The organism is Magnetococcales bacterium (genome assembly GCA_015231755.1).
Classification (GTDB): domain Bacteria; phylum Pseudomonadota; class Magnetococcia; order Magnetococcales; family Magnetaquicoccaceae; genus Magnetaquiglobus.
On the sequence record JADGAZ010000001.1, the window covers coordinates 1 to 18,271 of the forward strand.

Consider the following 18,271-nt stretch of genomic DNA (forward strand, 5'->3'; position numbering starts at 1 on the left):
AGGTCATCGCTGTGTGAGGAGTCTGTTTCCAGAAGATGGTCTTGTCGTGTGACCAGGGGGAGCAGCCAGGTAACCCGGTCGGGTTGGGTCTGTTCGTTGACAGTGGGCAATGTCCAGGCCTGGGCGTGCCAGCCGCGAAAGATTTTATCCACCCCTGACCCGGCTTTCTCGGCGGTTCCGATCAGCATGAACATGGTTTGTAACGCCTTGTTGCGACATTCGCTCACGTTGCCACGCAGCAGTTGGTCCAGGGAGACCAGCAGTCCCCCCGGATTGGAAAATTCCAGGCGATCCCGATGTTTTTCCACCACGATGCCCCCTTGTCCCAGGTGGTCGGCGTGGATCAGGGTATTGACCAAAGCCTCGCGGATGGCTTCATGGACCTCCGTTTCTCCTTTGCGAAAGAGGGTGGTATCCAGTTGAAACGGAAGTTTCAGATCCGATGTGAGACGTTGGACCACTCTTTGGTAAAATTAAAACAGATTGGCGTGCCAGGTGCCATCCAGGGTCAAGCGATCGGTCCAGCGCACTTCGGGGTCCGGGGAGAGACGTTCACGATAATCCACATGATAACTCGGGACCGCCTCGCGGATGGTCTCTTCACGGCCAAACATCAGGATTCCGGCGATGGTCAGACCCTCCATTCCGGTGACGCGCTCCCGTCGCCAGCCACCCAGTTTGGCCAACAGATCCTGGTCGGACTCGTTCAACCAGGGGTGGGTGGGCTTGTGGGAGGCCAGTCGGTTCCGGTATTGCCGCAGGGTGGAAGGATCGATGTCGGACAGACCGAACCCTTCGAGAATCCGTCCATCCGCGGGTTCGTCGCCCCGATCGGTCAGCATGCGGCTGACTTCTTGATAAAAGTCGTGGAGTGTGGAGCCGTCGGTTGTCTGATCAACCGCGTTTTAGGTTAATCTGACCTTTGGTGCTGCGTTCTGTATAGTAGGATCCTGTCAGTTCGTTCGGTTTGGTTGGATCATACACTAGTGTACAAGTACCATCATGTTTTGGGCTTCTGTACCATACTTCATACTGCGGTGTATTGCTATAGTTAAAAATTATCGAGAAACGACCATCGTTTTTCTTATCCAATGTGCAATTGGTGGAACCTGATTCCGATTCTTTAGTTCTCATTCGCACGGTAGTTGACATCCAGTTCTGCTTAATGGTGAATTCAGCATCAATAGGACCAGGTTTCTCTCTGGTTTCAGGGTTGATCCATTCTGAACGAAGGGTTCCTTGCCAAATACCGTTTAGATCTGGAAAAATTATATATCCAAGCGTTGGGTAATATTGCCACAAAGTCCGCCAATAGCGGTTTAGTACAAATAACCCTCCGAATTCCAGAATGGTAATCACCAATGAGGTCCAACGCACCATGCCAAAGAAATCCTGTTTATACTCCTCGACGATGCTCCAGATAAACAGGACAGTTGGAAAAGCAATAAAGGAAATCTTTAGTTTTAGTGGAATAAATTTCAGCATTGTTCAGCCTCTAATATGGGTTAGCGCATCTGCTGCAAACCGGTTCGCCTGCGCCAACTGCCAAGGCTGACCGACTCCAAAGAGTTGTTTGATGCCGTTCACTTCCATCAACGGGTCAGCGTTATTAGGTGTTTCAGTCATCATCTTGATGCACCAGAGTACCTCAACAACCCATTGATAATTTTCACCTATCATAAAAAGCTCATCAGAGCATTGGTACACTAAGCATTCCAGGAGAAAGGATGGGATAGGAGGGATTCCTTCCCGTTCCATTTTATCTTTCAGCTGCTTGAGAATACGCACCACCTTTTTGTAACGACGGGAGGTGATTTCGTTTTTGGCGACACCATTTCGGTAATGCTGCTCCGGGAAGTTAAGGATCGGCTCCGCCTGTCTTCCAAGCAGGGTGAAGTTTGGTTGAGTATCAGGATAGATAGCGATGCCATGGTCTTTGTGGTACGAGCCAAAATTATCGGAACGATATACGACAGAAGGAATGGCTGGCACTACATCCGCGCTCATGGTGTGTCCACCCAGAGTAAATTTGATATTGATAGCTTTGTTCCCGCGTTTGACAGCTTCTTGTCCAAAATTGGATATAAGAACCTCCACCAGTGTGGATTTAAAACTGAGAAATTTTTGTTGAAGTGTGTGGAGAGGAATTTCCGTATCGCCCAATTGAGGCAAATAGCATCCTTCCGCTTTATAGTATAATACTTCCTCCCACACCACAGCCAAATCCATGTCACTGTGAAGGCGCACGTTGGTGTTATTGCGATAGCTGCCCTGGGCAATTACGTCTATCTGATAACATGTCAACTTTGGGTGCTCGTGGAGGGTTTCCTTGAGTTTATTGGCTATGGTTTGGATACGCTCTTCCTCTGTATCGCTGGGAGGGTTATCCCAAGCATTAAAGTGCCTAGTCCAGACACTGGGGTAATTACCTTTTGTTGAGGTTGAAAGCATGTTGAGACTCCTAACCATATTGAAGTGACTAATTGGTAACTTGCACCATATAATGATGATATGCTTGTGCCGCAAGTGGTAACATAAAAATAATTTTTATGTCGTCCTGGGCACGATGGCGATGCCACCTAATGGCTTATCCGTGCTGAATTGATGGGGCGGCAATCCTTGGGTAATTGGCATATGAGCCGTTTGCAGACAGCCAAATCAGCCCGGTTGCTCCACTAGGTCATCGCTGTGTGAGGAGTCTGTTTCCAGAAGATGGTCTTGTCGTGTGACCAGGGGGAGCAGCCAAGTAACCCGGTCGGGTTGGGTCTGTTCGTTGACAGTGGGCAATGTCCAGGCCTGGGCGTGCCAGCCGCGAAAGATTTTATCCACCCCTGACCCGGCTTTCTCGGCGGTTCCGATCAGCATGAACATGGTTTGTAACGCCTTGTTGCGACATTCGCTCACGTTGCCACGCAGCAGTTGGTCCAGGGAGACCAGCAGTCCCCCCGGATTGGAAAATTCCAGGCGATCCCGATGTTTTTCCACCACGATGCCCCCTTGTCCCAGGTGGTCGGCGTGGATCAGGGTATTGACCAAAGCCTCGCGGATGGCTTCATGGACCTCCGTTTCTCCTGTGCGAAAGAGGGTGGTATCCAGTTGAAACGGGAGTTTCAGATCCGATGTGAGACGTTGGGATGCGATGGCGCGGAAAACGGTTTGACCATCGGCACAGGATCCCGTGGTCTGTTCCTGACCGTTTCCATCACGCGCATAACGGTTTAATCTGTGTGTACGAGCGTTTTTGTCAAGGAGGAAAGCATGTCGCGCACCCATTCACCCCGGGTCCCATCGGGTCGGGAGGATTCTCCATTTGAACTGGTTTCCGATTTTTCTCCTCGGGGGGATCAGCCGGAGGCCATTCGGGCGCTGGTGGCCGGGTGGCGGGCCGGAAAACGGGATCAGACCCTGTTGGGGGTGACGGGGTCCGGCAAGACCTTCACCATGGCCCAGGTGATCCGGGAGTTGGGGCGGCCTGCGTTGGTTCTGGCCCACAACAAGACCTTGGCCGGTCAGCTCTACGGCGAGATGAAGGCGTTTTTCCCGAACAACGCCGTGGAGTTTTTTGTCTCGTATTACGACTATTTCCAGCCTGAAGCCTATGTCCCCCGCACCGATACCTTCATCGAGAAGGACTCGGCCATCAATGACCGTCTGGACCGTCTGCGCCACGGGGCCACACGGGCGATGCTCTCCCGGCGGGATGTGATCATCGTCGCTTCCGTGTCGTGCATTTACGGCATCGGCTCCCCGGACTCCTATCAGGAGATGGCCCTGGAGGTGGCTGTGGAGCAGGAGATCGATCAACGCACTCTTCTGCGCCGACTGGTGGAGATGCAGTATCAACGCAACGACATCGATTTCTCCCGAGGCACCTTTCGGGTGCGGGGGGATACGGTGGAGATTTTTCCGCCCCACGAGGAGAACCGGGCGGTACGGTTGGAATTTTTCGGGGATATGGTGGAACGGTTGCGTTACGTGGATGCCCTCACGGGCAATCCGACCCGGGAGTTGGAACGGTTCGCCATTTTTCCCGCCAGCCACTACGTCACCCAGCGGGCGGTGGTGTTGCGCGCCATGGAGGAGATTAAGCGGGATCTGGCGATTCAATTGAAACTTTTTCGCGAACAGGGAAAACTCCTGGAGGCCCAACGTCTGGAAACCCGCACCTATCACGATCTGGAGATGATGCGGGAGGTGGGATACTGCACGGGCATCGAGAATTACAGCCGTTATCTCACCGGACGTGCCCCCGGCGAGCCGCCCCCCACCTTGCTGGAATATCTGCCCGCAGACGCGGTGTTGTTCGTGGATGAGAGTCATGTCACCATTCCTCAGGTGCGGGGCATGTCCAGGGGGGATCGGAGCCGCAAGGAGACCCTGGTGGAGTTCGGATTCCGGTTGCCGTCGGCCCTCGACAACCGGCCTTTGACCTTCGACGAGTTCGACCGGATGCGTCCCGGGACGGTTTACGTCTCCGCGACCCCGGGGGAGTATGAGTTGCATCAATGCGGCGGCGAGGTGGTGGAGCAGATCAACCGTCCCACCGGACTGCTGGAGCCGGAATGCCGGGTGATTCCGGCCATGGGGCAGGTGGATCATCTGTTGGCGGAGATTCAAGGGGTGGTGGCCAGGGGGTTCAGGGTGTTGGCCACCACGCTGACCAAGCGCATGGCCGAGGATTTGACCGAATATCTGGAAGGGTTGTCCATTCGGGTCCGTTATCTGCATTCCGACATCGACACCCTGGAACGGCTGGAGATCATCCGGGATTTGCGTCTGGGCGTGTTCGACGTGCTGGTGGGGATCAACCTGTTGCGGGAGGGGTTGGACATTCCGGAAACCGGACTGGTGGCCATTCTCGACGCGGACAAGGAGGGATTCTTGCGTTCGGAGACCTCTTTGATTCAGACCATTGGCCGGGCCGCCCGTAATCTGGATGGTCGGGTGATCCTGTACGGGGACCGTATCACCGGATCCATGGAGGCGGCCCTGAAAGAGACCCGGCGCCGTCGCGTCTTGCAAGAGGCCTATAATCATGCCCATGGCATTGTGCCGGCGTCGGTGAAAAAAGGGGTGATGGAGACGCCGGGGGATACCTTCGCGGCCCGTTCTCCGGTGTTGCCGGCGCGGCTCAAGGTGGCGGAGGCGGCGGGAGGCTATGCGACGGGTTCGGCTGTCAAGAGTCCCGCCGCCGAGCTGAAGCAGTTGGAAAGAAAGATGAAAGAGGCCGCCGCCAATCTGGATTTCGAGCTGGCGGCCCTGTATCGGGATCGTCTGGCCGCCTTGGAGCAGGAACTGTTTCTGCCGGGTCTTGCCCTGGCGGACGATCCGAGTCTGCCGCGAAAAGGGGGGGTGGAGGGGAAAAGGTTTCCGAAGGCTTGAATCTTTGCTAGAATGATGGATAGTGGCTTGAAAAACAACAGAGGGGACTGACGGACCTGACCAGCATGAGACGGTCCGCATCGGACGTGACAGGAGGTGACGGATGGGTGTTTCGCCGGATAAAATAACCGTGCGCATCGATGAGGATCTTGCCGAAATTGTTCCCGGATATCTGGTGAATCGTGGCAAGGATCTGGAGCAGTTGCCCTTGGCGTTGGTGGAGGGGAATTTCCAGACCTTGCGCACGTTGGGTCATCGCATGAAGGGTTCCGGGGCGGGATACGGGTTTGATGGCATCTCCGAGATTGGACGCGCCATCGAGGAGGCGGCCAAACGGGAGGACCGGGAGGGAGTCGAACAGGGGATCGCCGATTTGGCCTCCTATATGGATCGTCTGGAAGTGGTTTATGAGTAGTTCCTGGACCCGCTTCATGGACGATCAACCTTGGGAGGGACGGTGATATGGCGATTCCGGATCATGTCCTGGTGGTTGATGACGATCCCGATATACGCACCCTGGTGGGCAGGCTGTTGGAAAAGAACGGTTTCCGGGTCAGCAAGGTACCGGATGGCAAGGGGTTGCGTTTGCTGCTTGAAAAGAGTCAGCCGGATCTGATCGTTTTGGATCTGATGCTTCCCGACGAGGATGGTTTGGTATTGTGTCGCAATTTGCGCTCCCGTTCCAACATTCCGGTGATCATTCTGAGCGCCCGGGGCGAGGATATGGATCGGATCATCGGACTGGAGATGGGGGCCGATGACTATCTGGGAAAACCGTTTCATCCCCGGGAGTTGCTGGCGCGGGTCAAGAGTGTCCTGCGGCGTGCCCGCACCCTTCCCGACGATGTGCAGGAGCCAGATACCAATGCCACCTATCGGTTCGCCGGATGGATGCTGGATGTCCCCACCCGCCAGTTGTACTCGCCGAAGTCCAAGAAAATTTTTCTGAGCGGAGGGGAGTTTGCCCTGTTGCGGGTCTTTTTGAATCATCCCAACCGGGTATTGAGTCGGGACCAGTTGTTGGATTTTTCACACGGTCGGGAGATTGAGCCTTTTGATCGTACCATCGACATGCAAATCAGCCGATTGCGAAGGCGTCTGGGGGATGATCCCAAGAAACCATCGCTGATCAAGACTGTGCGCAGTTCAGGTTATGTCCTGGCGGTGCGCGTGGAGCGGGGAGGGGAAAACCATGGCACGGACGATCCAGGTTCTGGTGATTGATGGGGACCGTTTGAATTGTATGCTGTTGCGCAACATCTTGGAAAACGAAGGGTTGCAGGTGCTGGATGCGCCAGGTGCGCGTTTGGGATGGCAGGTTCTGCGCGCCGCTCCGTGTGATCTGGTGATCACGGATTTGTTGCTCATGGATCCGGATGGCGAGACCGTGCTGGCAACGTTGTTGCGGGAGTTTCCGGAGACCCGGATCATTGCCCTCACCAGGGGAAGCGGGGTTCGTTCCAGACCGTCGCCATGGGAGGGGGAAGCCTTTCGTGGGGTGATGCGCACTCTGGAGAAGCCGGTTTTTCGTCAAGAGTTGTTGACGGCGATTCAGGAACTGTTTCCCGACTGGCAACCCGACGCAAGCAACTGGGAGCGGCATGGACTTTAGATCCCCTGGGGAGCGTGGGGCGTGAAAGCGGTTCTGCAACGGGTGAGCGAGGCGGCGGTGACCGTTGCCGACGAGATGGTGGGTGCGGTCGGCAAGGGGCTGCTGGTGCTACTGGCGGTGGAACGGGGAGACGGACCCCGGGAGATCGACCGCATGGCCCGCAAGATCGCGGGGTTGCGACTCTTTCCGGATGAACGGGGCCGGATGCATCATTCGGTGCGGGATGTGGGCGGAGAGGTGCTGGTGATTTCCCAGTTCACCCTGGCGGCCAATCTCGACAAGGGATTCCGTCCCTCCTTCGACGGGGCGGAACTGCCGGAGCAGGCCCGTCGGATTTTCGATGCGTTTTGTCAGCGCCTGACCGCCGAGGGGTTGATGGTGGCCACCGGACGTTTTGGCGCCGACATGCGGGTGAGTCTGGTCAACGATGGGCCTGTGACCTTCATCGTGGCGTTTGGGGCCGAAGGGGATGACTCGCCGTGACGATGGGGAGGGGAGGTCTGGCCCTGTCCGTGGCCGCTTGCGTCCGTTGAGCCGCGCGGGGGGGAGGCGGATGGTGGGGGCCGCTGGAGGAGGAGGGGGGGTGCGTATCGATCATGGCGAGCAGGGAGAGCCACTGAACGTTTTTCTCCCGGAACAGCCGGTCGGGATGGTCCGGGGTCCAGTCCATGAACGGGGCGGGGTTGAGGTATTGGTGGATGAAGCGGATTTCATAGTGCAGATGCGGCGCGGTGACGATGCCGCTTTTGCCAGTCAGACCGATCAGATCCCCCTTTTTGACGAAATCGCCGGGCTTGACCAGAATCTGGTTGAGGTGGCTGTAGGTGGTGGTGAAGCCGAAATGGTGATGCAGGCTGATCACCTGTCCCAGACCGTTCAGGCCGAGTTTGCCGGTGTCCACACCGGCGAATTCCACCACACCATCGGCTGTCGCCATGACTTGGGTATTCATGGCTGCTTGCAGATCCACACCTGGATGAAACCGGTTGCTTTGCAGGGTGGGATGGATCCGAAATCCGAACGGACTGGTCACCCCCATGAAGGGAATCGGATGACCGGTGGGAATGCTGCGGGCGAAGATCTGTTTTTGTTCCCGACCCAGCAGATAAGGATCAAGGGCTTCCAGCAGGGTTTCGTTGACATGCACCTCCAAGGAGGAAAGGCCCGTGTGGGTGGCGTGGGGGATGGGCAGGGTATCGGGTTCCGGTTCTGCGGTTTCGGCATGATCGACAGCGGGGTTGAACAGCCCTTCCAGAGACTCCAGAGTGGGAATCAGGGTGGAATTCTCTGGAAGCGTCACGACGGTCGGAGCCGATTCCCTGGGAGTGGTCTCCGGTTGATGCGTGGCCAGGGGAGTGGGTCCGGATCGGGGCAAGGGTGGAGCTTCCCGACTGATCAGCCAGTAACCGGTCATCAGACTCCCCATCAAAGCGGGCACGGTCATGGCGAAAAAACGTGGAAGAAATTCACTCCGGAAAAAATGCATCCACTGGGTTTCGCCGGTGGATACCGGTTGGAGTGGACGGTTGCGCGTGGATGCCAACATGAGATATAAGGATTGCATGTGAAAATCTCCTGGATTTGGAAGTCCGTACCCGTTTTTTATCGGGTGATGGACGCAGGGCGTGAGAGATTTTCGTGTCTCGGTGGAAAAAGTCTTGTTCAATCTTCTGTTAATGGAAATCATCACTGCCGTGAAAATTCTGATTGCCGATGACGATGTGAACAGCCGGGTGATTTTGACCTCGATTCTCGCTCCCCACGGGGAGTGTCACGAGGTGATGAACGGCGTCGAAGCCGTGGCGGCCTTCAAGACCGCCCTGGAAAAAAACGATCCGTATCAATTGGTCTGCATGGACATCATGATGCCGGAGATGGATGGACAGGAGGCGGTTTTGGCCATTCGGGCCGCGGAGAAGGATCACCAGGTGGCGGCCAATGACGAGACTGTGGTGATCATGACCTCGGCGTTGGATACCCTGGACTCGATCATCCGCTCCTTTGATCAGGGGGGGTGCAACGCCTATCTGGGCAAACCCATCCGACGGGCCGCGCTGCTGGAGAAAGTGCGCAATTATGGTTTGATTGGAATGGGTTGATGTCCTTGCGAGCCTCCTGCACGTCCGGGTAAGGGTTATGAACAGTCCAGGTTATTCAAAGACCGCCGTCAAGATTCTTGAAGCCTCCCTGCCGTTGTTTGCCGCACGCGGTTACAACGGGGTGGCCATGCGGGACATTGCCCAGACTGTGGGTATTACCGCTGCCGCTTTGTACAATCATTTTTCCGGGAAAGAGACATTATATTTCAAAGCGTTGGAGTATGCCTTCGCCGACAAGGTGAATACCCTGGCCGAGGAGTTGGAGATGGCCCGGGATGCCAGGAGCCGATTGCGGTGTCTGATCGCTTTCTGGATCGAAATTTTTGGCGGGGATGTGATTTTGCGCTCCTTGTTGCAGCGTGAAATGAGCGATGCGGACGAACAACGTTTGCGCCTGCTGCTGGATCGGGTTTTCCTGCCGGTTTACGAAGAGAGCCGAGGGATTCTGGCGGATTTGGCCCATGAGCGCACGGATGAGCATTTGCTGTTTTTTGCCATCCTGGGATTGGTGTTGTCCCATTTTCAGTTGGCCCCGATTCGCAAGCGACTGCCGGGCGCCCTTCCCGAACATGAGGATGTGGAGGGCATCGCCGACCATTTGGCGCGTTTGCTGTTCGATGGCCTGGGTCCGGACGGAAATTGCCGATGATGATCCCCACCGCCGGAGAGGAGGAGGTGTTCTCCCCGGAGACCACGGTGGAGGCGGCTTTGCTTCGCTATCTGGAACGGGTTTCTGCGCACAAATCCCCCCCCACCCATGCCCGTGAGCAGCGCAAGGCGCGCCAGATCACGGCGCGTCTGGGAAAGCTGCCCCTGTCGGAGGTGACGGCCCTGGATCTGTCCCGTTATCGGGATCTGCGTTTGCGGGAGGCGTCGGCGGCCATCGTGCAGGGGGATCTGGATCTGTTGCGGGATCTGTTCGAGGTGGCGGTGGGGTCGTGGGGATTGGAACTGGACGGCAATCCGGTGAATGGCGTTTCCCCCCCCCGGGCGGTGCCGGAGCGGGCCCGTTCCCTGGGACCGGGAGAGGTGGTGCGGCTGTTGGCCGCGTGTGACCGGCGTCCCACCCCCATGCTGGGGTGGATCGTGCGCATCGCCTTGCAGACCGCCATGAACAAGGACGAAATCCTGAAAATGCGTACCGACGATTTGGACCTGAAGGCGCGGGTCGCGACCATTCCCAGAACGCTGGGGCGCCCGGAGCGTCTGGTTCCTTTGAGTCGTGGGGCGGTGCGGGTGTTCGAGGACGTTTTGAATTATTCGGATCGTCCGGACCGCGAAGAGCTTTTATTTTATGGCTCTTATGGGGCATTGGGGGTGCGCCACCCCCTGACCATTGACAAGGCGTTTCGCGCCGTGGCGTTTCAGGCCCGGGTGAAGGGGCTGCGTTTCAGTGATTTGCGCAACGAGGCGTTATCGCGTCTGGAACAGGCGGGGTTGACCGAGGTGGAACGGTTCACCCTGGCGGGCTTGACTTTTCCCCGGGGAGTGAAGCGTCCACCCCGTCCGACGGTGGCCGAGTTGGTGGCGCGTCTGGACGAGGTGGGTTTTGGTCTGGTGGGACAATAAAGAACAATCGGGATGCGGTCTTCAGGAGACCCGTTCCACCTGATCAAGGATCGCGGCGGCGATTTTGTTGGGCTGGAACTTGGGAATGAAGGCATCGGCTCCCATTTGCGCGGCTTTGTCCTGGTTGGATTTGTTGCTCAGGGAGCTGTGCAGGGCCAGATGAATGTGGGCCAGTTTGGGATTCTGTTTGATTTTGCGGGTAAAGGTGAAGCCGTCCATGACCGGCATTTCGATGTCGGAAAAGATGATGTTGTAGGGCATGTTTCCGGAGTCCAGACACCGTTCCAGTTCTTCCAAGGCCTTGTCGGCGCTGTCGAAGAGGGTATGGCGCAAACCCAGTTGGGTGAAGGCCGAAGACATGAGTTGACGGGCCGCGTTGGAGTCGTCCACCGCCAGAACATGAAACTTGTCGATTTGCAACTGTTTGGCCCGTTGGGTCATGTCGCTGGAGATGGCGTCTTCGATGCCGATGATGTCGCCGAGAATTTTTTCCACGTCGAGGATCTGGACCGTCCGTTCCCCGTCATAGGTGATGGCGGTCAGGTAGCTGGCCCCGTAGAGGGAGCCGTCGGGCCGGATGACATCGTTCCAGCTTTTCTGGATCAGTCGGTCGGGTTCGCTGACCAGAAAACCTTGGATCGAGGTGCTGTATTCACAGACCAGGACATAGCTCAAGCGATCCTGATAGGGGATGGACTCCAGGCCCAAGGCCTCGGAGAGGTCGAGCAGATTGATGGCATGTCCCCGGAAATCGATGGTACCCTTGATGGCCGGGTGGGATTGGGGAATGCGGGTGATGTGTTTGGGGCATTCAAGGATTTCGATGATCTTGAAGACATTCAGACCGTAGAGTTGGCCATCCGTCAGGACAAAGGTGAGCATCTCCATTTCGTTGCTGAAGGCGAGATTGGCGCGTTTGTTGACATCGGCCAGGAAGTTTGCTTCTGACATGGTGTTCTCCTTGCAGCAGTCCTTTATCCGGTTTGTTGGGGGTCATGATGATAGGCCAGAGCGCCAGCATACACCCAATCGGGGTGAAATGCCGAGTTTTTTCGTATGGTTTATTCAAGATTTTTCTGATTGGATGGTTGTGCGCTCCTGCTTGGCTGTGGGCCCAGGAGTGGCGTGGACGGGTGGTGCGGGTTCAAGACGGGGACAGTCTGGTGGTAACCCGGTCCGGGGGATATGAGAAAATTCGTCTTGCCGGGATCGATACTCCGGAAAAGGGGCAACCTTACGCCGAGGAGGCCAAAGCCTTGACCACCCGTCTGGTGGATCAGCGCACGGTCCGGATTCGCGGCAAGGAACGGGATCGGTATGGACGTCAGGTGGCCTGGGTGACCCCTCCGGATGGCGAGGAGTTGGGCGCGGCCTTGGTGCGGGCCGGATTGGCGTGGCAGCATCCCTATTATTCCCAGGATCCGGAGCTGAAAAGATTGGAACAAGAGGCCAGGAGTCGGGGCCTCGGACTGTGGGCCGATCCCGACCCCACCCCTCCCTGGGTGTGGAAGCGTCACCACCGACGGGAAAACCGGGAACGGAAATAAGAGGACCGGAGTGACCGAAACGAGAGGCCGGATCCTTTCGTCGGCCCGGTCGGGTCCGGTCCCCTGGCGGGTGGAGCGCGGCCTTGCGCGCCCCCGTCATCCGCCGAGGGGATTGTGGACCGTCCGACCTTTTGTTTTGGGGGTGGGTTCTACCGCCAGCGCCAGCCGCTCTCGCCGATGGGCAGAGCCTGCAAGGCCGCACCGGCCATGCCTTTGGATACGCGGGTCAACAGGTCTTCCTTGTTGGTGAAATCCACCATGCGCTCGTTTTTGATCAACTGACGGGCGATCCAGGAGGCCGAACCCAATCCATCCACCAGTCCCAGTTTCACCGCCTCTTCGCCGGTCCAGACCAGCCCCTGGAACAACTCTTCCCGTCCGGCTTTGAGTCGGTCACCCCGTCCGGTCTCCACCGCCTTGATGAACTGCTCGTGAATGCGGTTGAGCAGTCCCTGGGCGTGCTGTTTTTCCGCCGGATTCACCGGGCTGAAGGGGTCGAGGAATCCTTTGTGTTTGCCCGCCGTGAGCATGCGGCTCTCCACGCCGAGTTTTTCCAGGGTCTGTTGCAGGCCGAATCCTTGCATCATCACGCCGATGGAGCCCACCAGCGAGGCCTTGTCCGCGTAGATCTTGGGGGCGGCGGCGGCCACGTAATAGCCACCCGAGGCGCACAGATCCTCGACAGCGGCGTAGACCGGCATTTCGGCGTGCTGTTTTTGCAACCGGGTCAACTCGTCGTAGATCTGGCCCGCCTGCACCGGACTGCCTCCCGGACTGTTGATGCGCAGAATCACCCCTTCGGTATCCGGGTGGTCGAAGGCCTCCCGCAATCCTTTGATGACCGTTTCCGCCGAGGCGGGCATTTCATCCATGATCACCCCGTGCAGATGCACCACGGCTACATGTTTGCGTTTGGCCGAAAGCTGATCCAGATGGGGTAGATCCCCGCCGAGATGGGCCAACCACAACAGCAGCATCAGATATCCCGCGATGAACAGCCGAAACCAGTTGCGGCCTCTGCGGGTTTTTTTCTGCTCGTTGAGGTTGGCCAGCAACAGCCGTTCCAGCACTTCGCGTTCCTGGGCGCGATTGGCTTCCAGTTGTCTCATCCACTCCCGGTTTTCCTCGGCGTGGGGAGACGGAGGAAGGTGAGCGTCCTCGGAGAATAAGGGTTCGTTTTTTTCCATGGTGGTTTGTCAGGAGCCTTCAGGACAGAGGCAGGGGTTCGGGTTTCATGCGAATGTCGGTCAACCCCTTGAGGTCGCTGATGCGAAAACGCATCGCATAGACCTTGCAGGCCCGGCACACCTCCACGGATTGATAACAATGGCTCTCTTTGTTGCTCCAGCAGGGAAACTGGTTGTCCTGCAAGGAGGGACAGTTCTGCCGGGAGCCGTACTGGCATTTGATCACGTCCCAACAAGGGATCAGGGCCAGCAGCGAGCGGATGCCCGCAATGCTGATGCTGGACTTGATCAGGCGTCGGATTTCGATGAGCCATTGCACATCGTCTTCGTTGAACAGGCGGGTGCCGGCCCGGTTCTTGTGGGAGATGAACAGCCTTTCCCGTTCGTACATGTGGATCGTGCGAATGGAAATGCCAAGACGTTTGGCCACCACGCCGATCTTGACCATGGTGGCGGTTTCTTCGCTTTCAGTTGGAGCGCTGGTCGTGTTCATGGGGGTCGGTGTGCTCCTTTCTTTGTGTTCAAGATTGAATGACGCCCGGAAAAAGGTTGAAGAAGGCCTGTTTTCCGGCGTAACGCGCGGCTGTGCCCAGGGACTCTTCGATGCGCAACAGTTGGTTGTATTTGGCGATGCGGTCCGAACGGTTGAGGGATCCGGTCTTGATTTGACCGGCGTTCACGGCCACCGCCAGATCGGCGATGGTCACGTCTTCGGTCTCTCCGGAACGGTGGGAGATCACCGACGGATAACCGGATTGACGGGCCAGTTCCACCGCCTCCAGGGTTTCGGTCAAGGTGCCGATCTGGTTGACCTTGACTAAAATGGCATTGGCGATTCCCTGGCGCACCCCTTCCGCCAGGATGGCGGGATTGGTGACGAACAGATCGTCTCCCACCAGTTGGACCTTTTCTCCCAGGGTATCGGTGAGCAGACGCCAGCCTTCCCAGTCTCCTTCGGCGCAGCCGTCTTCGATGGAGAGAATCGGATAGCGGGCGCACAGATCCTTGTAGTAGCCCACCAGTTCCTGACGGGTCAGGATGCGGTTTTCCCCCTTGAGATCATATTGACCGCTTTTGGCGTCGAAAAATTCGGAAGAGGCGCAGTCCAGGCCCAGGAAGATGTCTTCTCCCGGAATGTAGCCGGCGTTTTCGATGGCCATCAGAATCACTTTCAACGCCTCTTCGTTGGAGGCGAGATTGGGAGCGAAGCCGCCTTCGTCGCCGACAGCGGTGTTGAGTCCTTTTTTCGACAGGACTTTCTTCAAGTGATGAAACACCTCGGCGCCCATGCGCACCGCTTCGGCCATGGTGGTGGCGGAGACCGGCAGGATCATGAACTCCTGGATGTCCACGTTGTTGTCGGCGTGGGCGCCGCCGTTGAGGATGTTCATCATCGGTGTGGGCAGGCGATGGGCGTTGACCCCACCCAGATAACGGAACAAAGGCTGTCCGGTGACTCTGGCTCCTGCCTTGGCCGCCGCCAGGGAGACCCCGAGAATGGCATTGGCCCCCAGGGCCGATTTGTCCGGCGTGCCATCCAGCGCGATCATGCGGGCATCCAGGGCGCGTTGGGCAAAGATTTCCATGCCGCGAATTTCCGGTGCGATGGTCTGGTTGACAGCGGCGACCGCTTTTTGCACCCCTTTGCCGAGATAACGTTTGGCGTCACCGTCGCGCAGTTCCAGGGCTTCCCGGGCGCCGGTGGAGGCTCCCGAAGGAACCGCGGCGCGACCGATGCGACCGGTGGCGGTGGTGACTTCCACCTCGACGGTGGGATTGCCCCGGGAATCAAGGATTTCGCGGGCATGGACATGGGCGATGGTGGTCATTGGGTAATCGTCTCCTTCCAGATCAAGTCCGGTTTTCTGGCCGCGCGGGTAGCGTCGAGACGACCGACGCCACCGCCCGGAACCGGAACGGCGTGAGGTGCGGTGAGCAAACGTTGGGGATTGGTTTCCGCCTCGCGGCGGATGGCGATCATCGCCTCCACGAATTGGTCCAGAGTCTCTTTGGTTTCCGTTTCCGTGGGTTCGATCAACAGGCATTCCGGGACCAGGGATGGAAAATACATGGTCGGGGCGTGAATGCCGAATTCCAAAAGGCGTTTGGAAAAATCCAGAGCCGATACGCCAAAGGCGTCGGCTTCGGGTTTTAAGGTGAGGATGAACTCATGGGTGGCGCGGCGACCGGGAAAGGCTACGGTGAAGCCGGCGGCGCTCAGGCGGGCCATGAGATAGTTGGCGTTGAGGGTGGCGAAGCCGGAGACCCGTTTCATGCCTTCGGCGCCGGTCATGCGCAGATAGATATGGGCGCGCAACAGTACCCCGACATTGCCCGCGAAGGTGGCAAGACGACCGATGCTCTCCGGGCATTGGGTCTCGTCCATCCAGGAGAACCACTCCCGGCCTTTGTCGTCGAGTTCCTTTTTGACCACCGGCAGGGGCAGGAACGGAACCAGTCGCTCGGAGACCGCCACCGGTCCGGCGCCGGGTCCGCCGCCGCCGTGGGGCGTGGCGAAGGTCTTGTGGACATTGAAATGAACCGCGTCGAATCCCATGTCTCCCGGACGTACCCGGCCCGCCACGGCGTTGAGATTGGCGCCGTCGTAGTAGAGCAGTCCTCCGGCGGCGTGGATGATCTGCGCGATCTGGGCGACTTGACGCTCGAACACCCCCAGGGTGGAGGGGTTGGTGAGCATCAATCCGGCGGTCTGGGGTCCCACGGCCTGACGCAGGGCATCCAGGTTCACGTCACCCTGGTCATTGGTGGGGATCTCTTGCACCGTGCAACCGCACATGGCGGCGGTGGCGGGATTGGTGCCGTGGGAGGCGTCGGGCACCAGCATGACCCGGCGCGCCTCGTCTCCCCGGGAGCGGTGATAGGCCCGGATCATCGCCACTCCCGCGAACTCCCCTTGCGCCCCGGCCATGGGCACCAGGGAAACCCCGGGCATGCCGGCGATTTCGCCAAGCATTTCTTGCAGTTCGTGCAGGCAGCGCAACACCCCCTGACCCGACTCCTCCGAGGCCAACGGATGACGGTTGAGAAATCCCGGCAGCGAGGCCAAGACCTGACAGGCCCGGGGATTGTATTTCATGGTGCAGGATCCCAGGGGATAGAACTGGGTATCCACGGAAAAATTCAACTGGGAGAGCCGGGTGAAGTGGCGTACCACCTGCAACTCGGAAACCTGTGGCAGAGGCGGTGGCGTGGGGCGCAGAAACCGTTCCGGGATCCCTTCTGGCGTGGCCGGAGCCTCCGGGATGTGATGGGGGTTGCGGCGACCGGGGCGGGAGGCGTCGAAGATGGTTTGGGTCATGGCTTCATCCTTCCTTCGCGTTCAGCACCCAGGCCAGGGTGTCGGCGTAGAACTGCAGATCCGCCTCGGTTTTGGTTTCCGTGGCGCACACCAGCACTCCCTTGTCGTGGAAGGGGTGGTCGTCCCCGAGGGCGTATCCCCCCTGAATGCCCAGTCGCGCCAGCCGGGCCAGGATCGGAGCCGCGGGTTTGGGCAGGCGCAGGGCCGTTTCGTGGAAGTACGGACCGGTGAATAGACGGGTCACGCCGGGGATTTCGGTCAGTTTTTCCACCAGGGTGCGGGTACGGGCGTGACAGAGGGCGGCGGTTTTGGCCAAGCCTTCCGGTCCCAGCAAGGAGAGATGGATCGAAGCGGCTACGGTCATCAGCCCTTGATTGGTGCAGATGTTGGAGGTGGCCTTGGCGCGACGGATGTGCTGTTCGCGGGCCTGCAAGGTGAGAATGAAGCCGGTTCGGCCCTGGGCGTCCTGGGTGCGACCCACGATGCGACCGGGCATCTGGCGCAGCAACGCCTGCTTGCAACACAAAAATCCGAAATACGGCCCCCCGGATGACAAGGGAATCCCCAGGGGTTGTCCGTCACCACAGGCGATATCCGCCCCCTGTCGGCCCCAGTGGCCCGGAGGCTTGAGCAGGCCCAGAGAGAGGGGATTGACCGAGGCGACCACGGTGGCCCCTTCGGCCTTGGCCCAATCGGTGAGGGTGTCCACCTCTTCCAGGATGCCGAAGAAGTTGGGTTGGGGAATCACCAGGACGGCGATTTTCTGGCCATGGAAACGGTTCAGGGCCTTGGGCAGAATGCGGCCTTCCAGCGGGTCGAAGGGGATTTCCACCACCTCCAGATCCTGATCCGCGGTCATGGTTTGCACCACGGCCCGGTAGTGGGGATGGACGCTGGCGGGCATGAGAATCTTGCCTCCCGCGTTGCCGCTGGCGCGGGCGGCCATGAGGACCGCTTCCCCCAATCCGCTGGCTCCGTCATACAGGGAGGCGTTGCCCGCATCCATGGCGGTAAGGCCCGCCATCATGGTTTGGAATTCGTACAGCAGCCGCAAGGTGCCCTGGCTCGCCTCGGCCTGATAGGGGGTGTAGGCGGTGAGGAACTCTCCCCGGGCGGCGATCTCCCACACGGCGGCCGGAATGTGGTGCTCGTAGGCGCCGGCCCCGATGAAACACAAGCCATTGGCATCGGTTTCGGCCCGTTCCCGCATCATCCGTCCCACGGCCATCTCCCCCAGGGCCGGGGGCAGGTCCAGCGTGGGACAGCGCAAGGAATCGGGGATCTCCTCGAACAGGGTCTCCAGGTCCGGGACGCCGATCGACTGAAGCATTTCGTCGATATCGGTGGGCGTATGGGGGATGAATGGCATGCCTCGGTTTCCGCTTCAAAGCGTTAAAGTGACATATTGAACGATCACCACCGCCCCAGTATGGCAGATAATCCGCAATGAGAAAACGCTATTGTAAATGTTTTTTCACCGAGACCCTTCACGCGGTGGCAGTCATGGCCACCTGGAAGGGGGGGGAAAGGTGGGAGCCAGCCAGAAAGGGGGTGGG

19 protein-coding genes and 1 pseudogene are annotated in these 18,271 nt (G+C 58.4%); 9 read left to right on the forward strand and 11 right to left on the reverse strand.

Annotated features, from left to right (window positions below; translation table 11 throughout):
• From HQL98_00005 to HQL98_00020, 4 genes and pseudogenes are all read right to left on the reverse strand, one after another.
• Positions 1 to 842 (reverse strand): annotated as a pseudogene (locus tag HQL98_00005) (transcriptional regulator).
• A 52-nt stretch (positions 843 to 894) separates the two neighbouring features.
• Positions 895 to 1,485 carry a hypothetical protein gene (locus HQL98_00010; GenBank protein ID MBF0270442.1) on the reverse strand — a complete coding sequence of 197 codons (591 nt, stop codon included), beginning with the start codon at positions 1,483 to 1,485 and terminating at the stop codon, positions 895 to 897.
• Positions 1,486 to 1,488: 3 nt separating this feature from the next.
• Positions 1,489 to 2,451, reverse strand: a complete 963-nt coding sequence (locus HQL98_00015; GenBank protein ID MBF0270443.1) for a nucleotidyltransferase — start codon at positions 2,449 to 2,451, stop codon at positions 1,489 to 1,491.
• 207 nt (positions 2,452 to 2,658) lie between these two features.
• Complete coding sequence (locus tag HQL98_00020; protein ID MBF0270444.1) at positions 2,659 to 3,273, reverse strand: hypothetical protein; 615 nt, start codon at positions 3,271 to 3,273, stop codon at positions 2,659 to 2,661.
• Between HQL98_00020 and uvrB the strand changes: the two genes are divergently transcribed.
• The 5 genes from uvrB to HQL98_00045 all read left to right on the forward strand — a co-directional run bounded on the left by uvrB (position 3,259) and on the right by HQL98_00045 (position 7,477).
• Complete coding sequence (gene uvrB, locus HQL98_00025) at positions 3,259 to 5,382, forward strand: excinuclease ABC subunit UvrB (GenBank protein MBF0270445.1); 2,124 nt, start codon at positions 3,259 to 3,261, stop codon at positions 5,380 to 5,382. The genes HQL98_00020 and uvrB overlap by 15 nt on opposite strands.
• Positions 5,383 to 5,485: 103 nt before the next feature.
• Entirely contained in the window at positions 5,486 to 5,797 is a 312-nt protein-coding gene (locus HQL98_00030) for an Hpt domain-containing protein (GenBank protein ID MBF0270446.1), read from the forward strand.
• Positions 5,798 to 5,844: 47 nt separating this feature from the next.
• A complete protein-coding gene (locus HQL98_00035) occupies positions 5,845 to 6,606 on the forward strand; it encodes a response regulator (protein MBF0270447.1) in 762 nt (253 codons plus the stop codon).
• Positions 6,575 to 6,994 carry a response regulator gene (locus HQL98_00040; GenBank protein ID MBF0270448.1) on the forward strand — a complete coding sequence of 140 codons (420 nt, stop codon included), beginning with the start codon at positions 6,575 to 6,577 and terminating at the stop codon, positions 6,992 to 6,994. The genes HQL98_00035 and HQL98_00040 overlap by 32 nt, the downstream gene beginning before the upstream one ends.
• A gap of 21 nt (positions 6,995 to 7,015) precedes the next feature.
• On the forward strand, positions 7,016 to 7,477 hold the full coding sequence (locus tag HQL98_00045; protein MBF0270449.1) for a D-tyrosyl-tRNA(Tyr) deacylase: 462 nt from the start codon (positions 7,016 to 7,018) through the stop codon (positions 7,475 to 7,477).
• Here the strand turns inward: HQL98_00045 and HQL98_00050 are convergent.
• Entirely contained in the window at positions 7,437 to 8,558 is a 1,122-nt protein-coding gene (locus HQL98_00050; GenBank protein ID MBF0270450.1) for a M23 family metallopeptidase, read from the reverse strand. The two genes, HQL98_00045 and HQL98_00050, sit on opposite strands and share 41 nt — an antisense overlap.
• Positions 8,559 to 8,688: 130 nt before the next feature.
• On the opposite strand from HQL98_00050, the gene HQL98_00055 reads away from it, so the two are divergent.
• Genes HQL98_00055 through HQL98_00065 form a run of 3 tightly spaced genes read left to right on the forward strand, consistent with a single transcriptional unit; the run spans position 8,689 to position 10,662 of the window.
• Positions 8,689 to 9,093, forward strand: coding sequence for a response regulator (locus tag HQL98_00055; GenBank protein MBF0270451.1), 405 nt, complete (start codon positions 8,689 to 8,691; stop codon positions 9,091 to 9,093).
• A 37-nt stretch (positions 9,094 to 9,130) separates the two neighbouring features.
• The gene (locus tag HQL98_00060; protein MBF0270452.1) at positions 9,131 to 9,742 is read left to right on the forward strand and encodes a TetR/AcrR family transcriptional regulator; all 612 of its coding nucleotides are present in this window, start codon (positions 9,131 to 9,133) and stop codon (positions 9,740 to 9,742) included.
• A complete protein-coding gene (locus HQL98_00065) occupies positions 9,739 to 10,662 on the forward strand; it encodes a tyrosine-type recombinase/integrase (protein MBF0270453.1) in 924 nt (307 codons plus the stop codon). Before HQL98_00060 ends, HQL98_00065 begins: the two co-directional genes overlap by 4 nt.
• A 21-nt stretch (positions 10,663 to 10,683) precedes the next feature.
• Here HQL98_00065 and HQL98_00070 read toward each other — a convergent pair whose 3' ends face one another.
• Positions 10,684 to 11,613, reverse strand: a complete 930-nt coding sequence (locus tag HQL98_00070; protein MBF0270454.1) for a chemotaxis protein CheV — start codon at positions 11,611 to 11,613, stop codon at positions 10,684 to 10,686.
• A gap of 137 nt (positions 11,614 to 11,750) precedes the next feature.
• Between HQL98_00070 and HQL98_00075 the strand changes: the two genes are divergently transcribed.
• The gene (locus tag HQL98_00075; GenBank protein ID MBF0270455.1) at positions 11,751 to 12,209 is read left to right on the forward strand and encodes a thermonuclease family protein; all 459 of its coding nucleotides are present in this window, start codon (positions 11,751 to 11,753) and stop codon (positions 12,207 to 12,209) included.
• Positions 12,210 to 12,358: 149 nt separating this feature from the next.
• On the opposite strand, the gene sppA is transcribed toward HQL98_00075, so the two are convergent.
• From sppA to gcvPA, 5 genes are all read right to left on the reverse strand, one after another.
• A complete protein-coding gene (gene sppA, locus HQL98_00080; protein MBF0270456.1) occupies positions 12,359 to 13,318 on the reverse strand; it encodes a signal peptide peptidase SppA in 960 nt (319 codons plus the stop codon).
• A 97-nt stretch (positions 13,319 to 13,415) separates the two neighbouring features.
• Positions 13,416 to 13,889 (reverse strand): MerR family transcriptional regulator, encoded by a 474-nt coding sequence (locus HQL98_00085; protein MBF0270457.1) that lies wholly within the window; start codon positions 13,887 to 13,889, stop codon positions 13,416 to 13,418.
• A gap of 28 nt (positions 13,890 to 13,917) precedes the next feature.
• Positions 13,918 to 15,225 (reverse strand): phosphopyruvate hydratase, encoded by a 1,308-nt coding sequence (gene eno / locus HQL98_00090; protein ID MBF0270458.1) that lies wholly within the window; start codon positions 15,223 to 15,225, stop codon positions 13,918 to 13,920.
• Entirely contained in the window at positions 15,222 to 16,715 is a 1,494-nt protein-coding gene (gcvPB, locus tag HQL98_00095) for an aminomethyl-transferring glycine dehydrogenase subunit GcvPB (GenBank protein MBF0270459.1), read from the reverse strand. The genes eno and gcvPB overlap by 4 nt, the downstream gene beginning before the upstream one ends.
• 4 nt (positions 16,716 to 16,719) lie before the next feature.
• Positions 16,720 to 18,084, reverse strand: coding sequence for an aminomethyl-transferring glycine dehydrogenase subunit GcvPA (gcvPA, locus tag HQL98_00100; GenBank protein ID MBF0270460.1), 1,365 nt, complete (start codon positions 18,082 to 18,084; stop codon positions 16,720 to 16,722).
• Positions 18,085 to 18,271: the final 187 nt, after the last annotated feature.

Coding starts and splice junctions, on each gene's coding strand:
- HQL98_00010 (MBF0270442.1), bottom strand. CDS start 1,485: ATGCTGAAATTTATTCCACTAAAACTAAAGATTTCCTTTATTGCTTTT.
- HQL98_00015 (MBF0270443.1), bottom strand. CDS start 2,451: ATGCTTTCAACCTCAACAAAAGGTAATTACCCCAGTGTCTGGACTAGG.
- uvrB (MBF0270445.1), top strand. CDS start 3,259: ATGTCGCGCACCCATTCACCCCGGGTCCCATCGGGTCGGGAGGATTCT.
- HQL98_00020 (MBF0270444.1), bottom strand. CDS start 3,273: ATGGGTGCGCGACATGCTTTCCTCCTTGACAAAAACGCTCGTACACAC.
- HQL98_00030 (MBF0270446.1), top strand. CDS start 5,486: ATGGGTGTTTCGCCGGATAAAATAACCGTGCGCATCGATGAGGATCTT.
- HQL98_00035 (MBF0270447.1), top strand. CDS start 5,845: ATGGCGATTCCGGATCATGTCCTGGTGGTTGATGACGATCCCGATATA.
- HQL98_00040 (MBF0270448.1), top strand. CDS start 6,575: ATGGCACGGACGATCCAGGTTCTGGTGATTGATGGGGACCGTTTGAAT.
- HQL98_00050 (MBF0270450.1), bottom strand. CDS start 8,558: ATGCAATCCTTATATCTCATGTTGGCATCCACGCGCAACCGTCCACTC.
- HQL98_00060 (MBF0270452.1), top strand. CDS start 9,131: ATGAACAGTCCAGGTTATTCAAAGACCGCCGTCAAGATTCTTGAAGCC.
- HQL98_00065 (MBF0270453.1), top strand. CDS start 9,739: ATGATGATCCCCACCGCCGGAGAGGAGGAGGTGTTCTCCCCGGAGACC.
- HQL98_00070 (MBF0270454.1), bottom strand. CDS start 11,613: ATGTCAGAAGCAAACTTCCTGGCCGATGTCAACAAACGCGCCAATCTC.
- sppA (MBF0270456.1), bottom strand. CDS start 13,318: ATGAGACAACTGGAAGCCAATCGCGCCCAGGAACGCGAAGTGCTGGAA.
- HQL98_00085 (MBF0270457.1), bottom strand. CDS start 13,889: ATGAACACGACCAGCGCTCCAACTGAAAGCGAAGAAACCGCCACCATG.
- eno (MBF0270458.1), bottom strand. CDS start 15,225: ATGACCACCATCGCCCATGTCCATGCCCGCGAAATCCTTGATTCCCGG.
- gcvPB (MBF0270459.1), bottom strand. CDS start 16,715: ATGACCCAAACCATCTTCGACGCCTCCCGCCCCGGTCGCCGCAACCCC.
- gcvPA (MBF0270460.1), bottom strand. CDS start 18,084: ATGCCATTCATCCCCCATACGCCCACCGATATCGACGAAATGCTTCAG.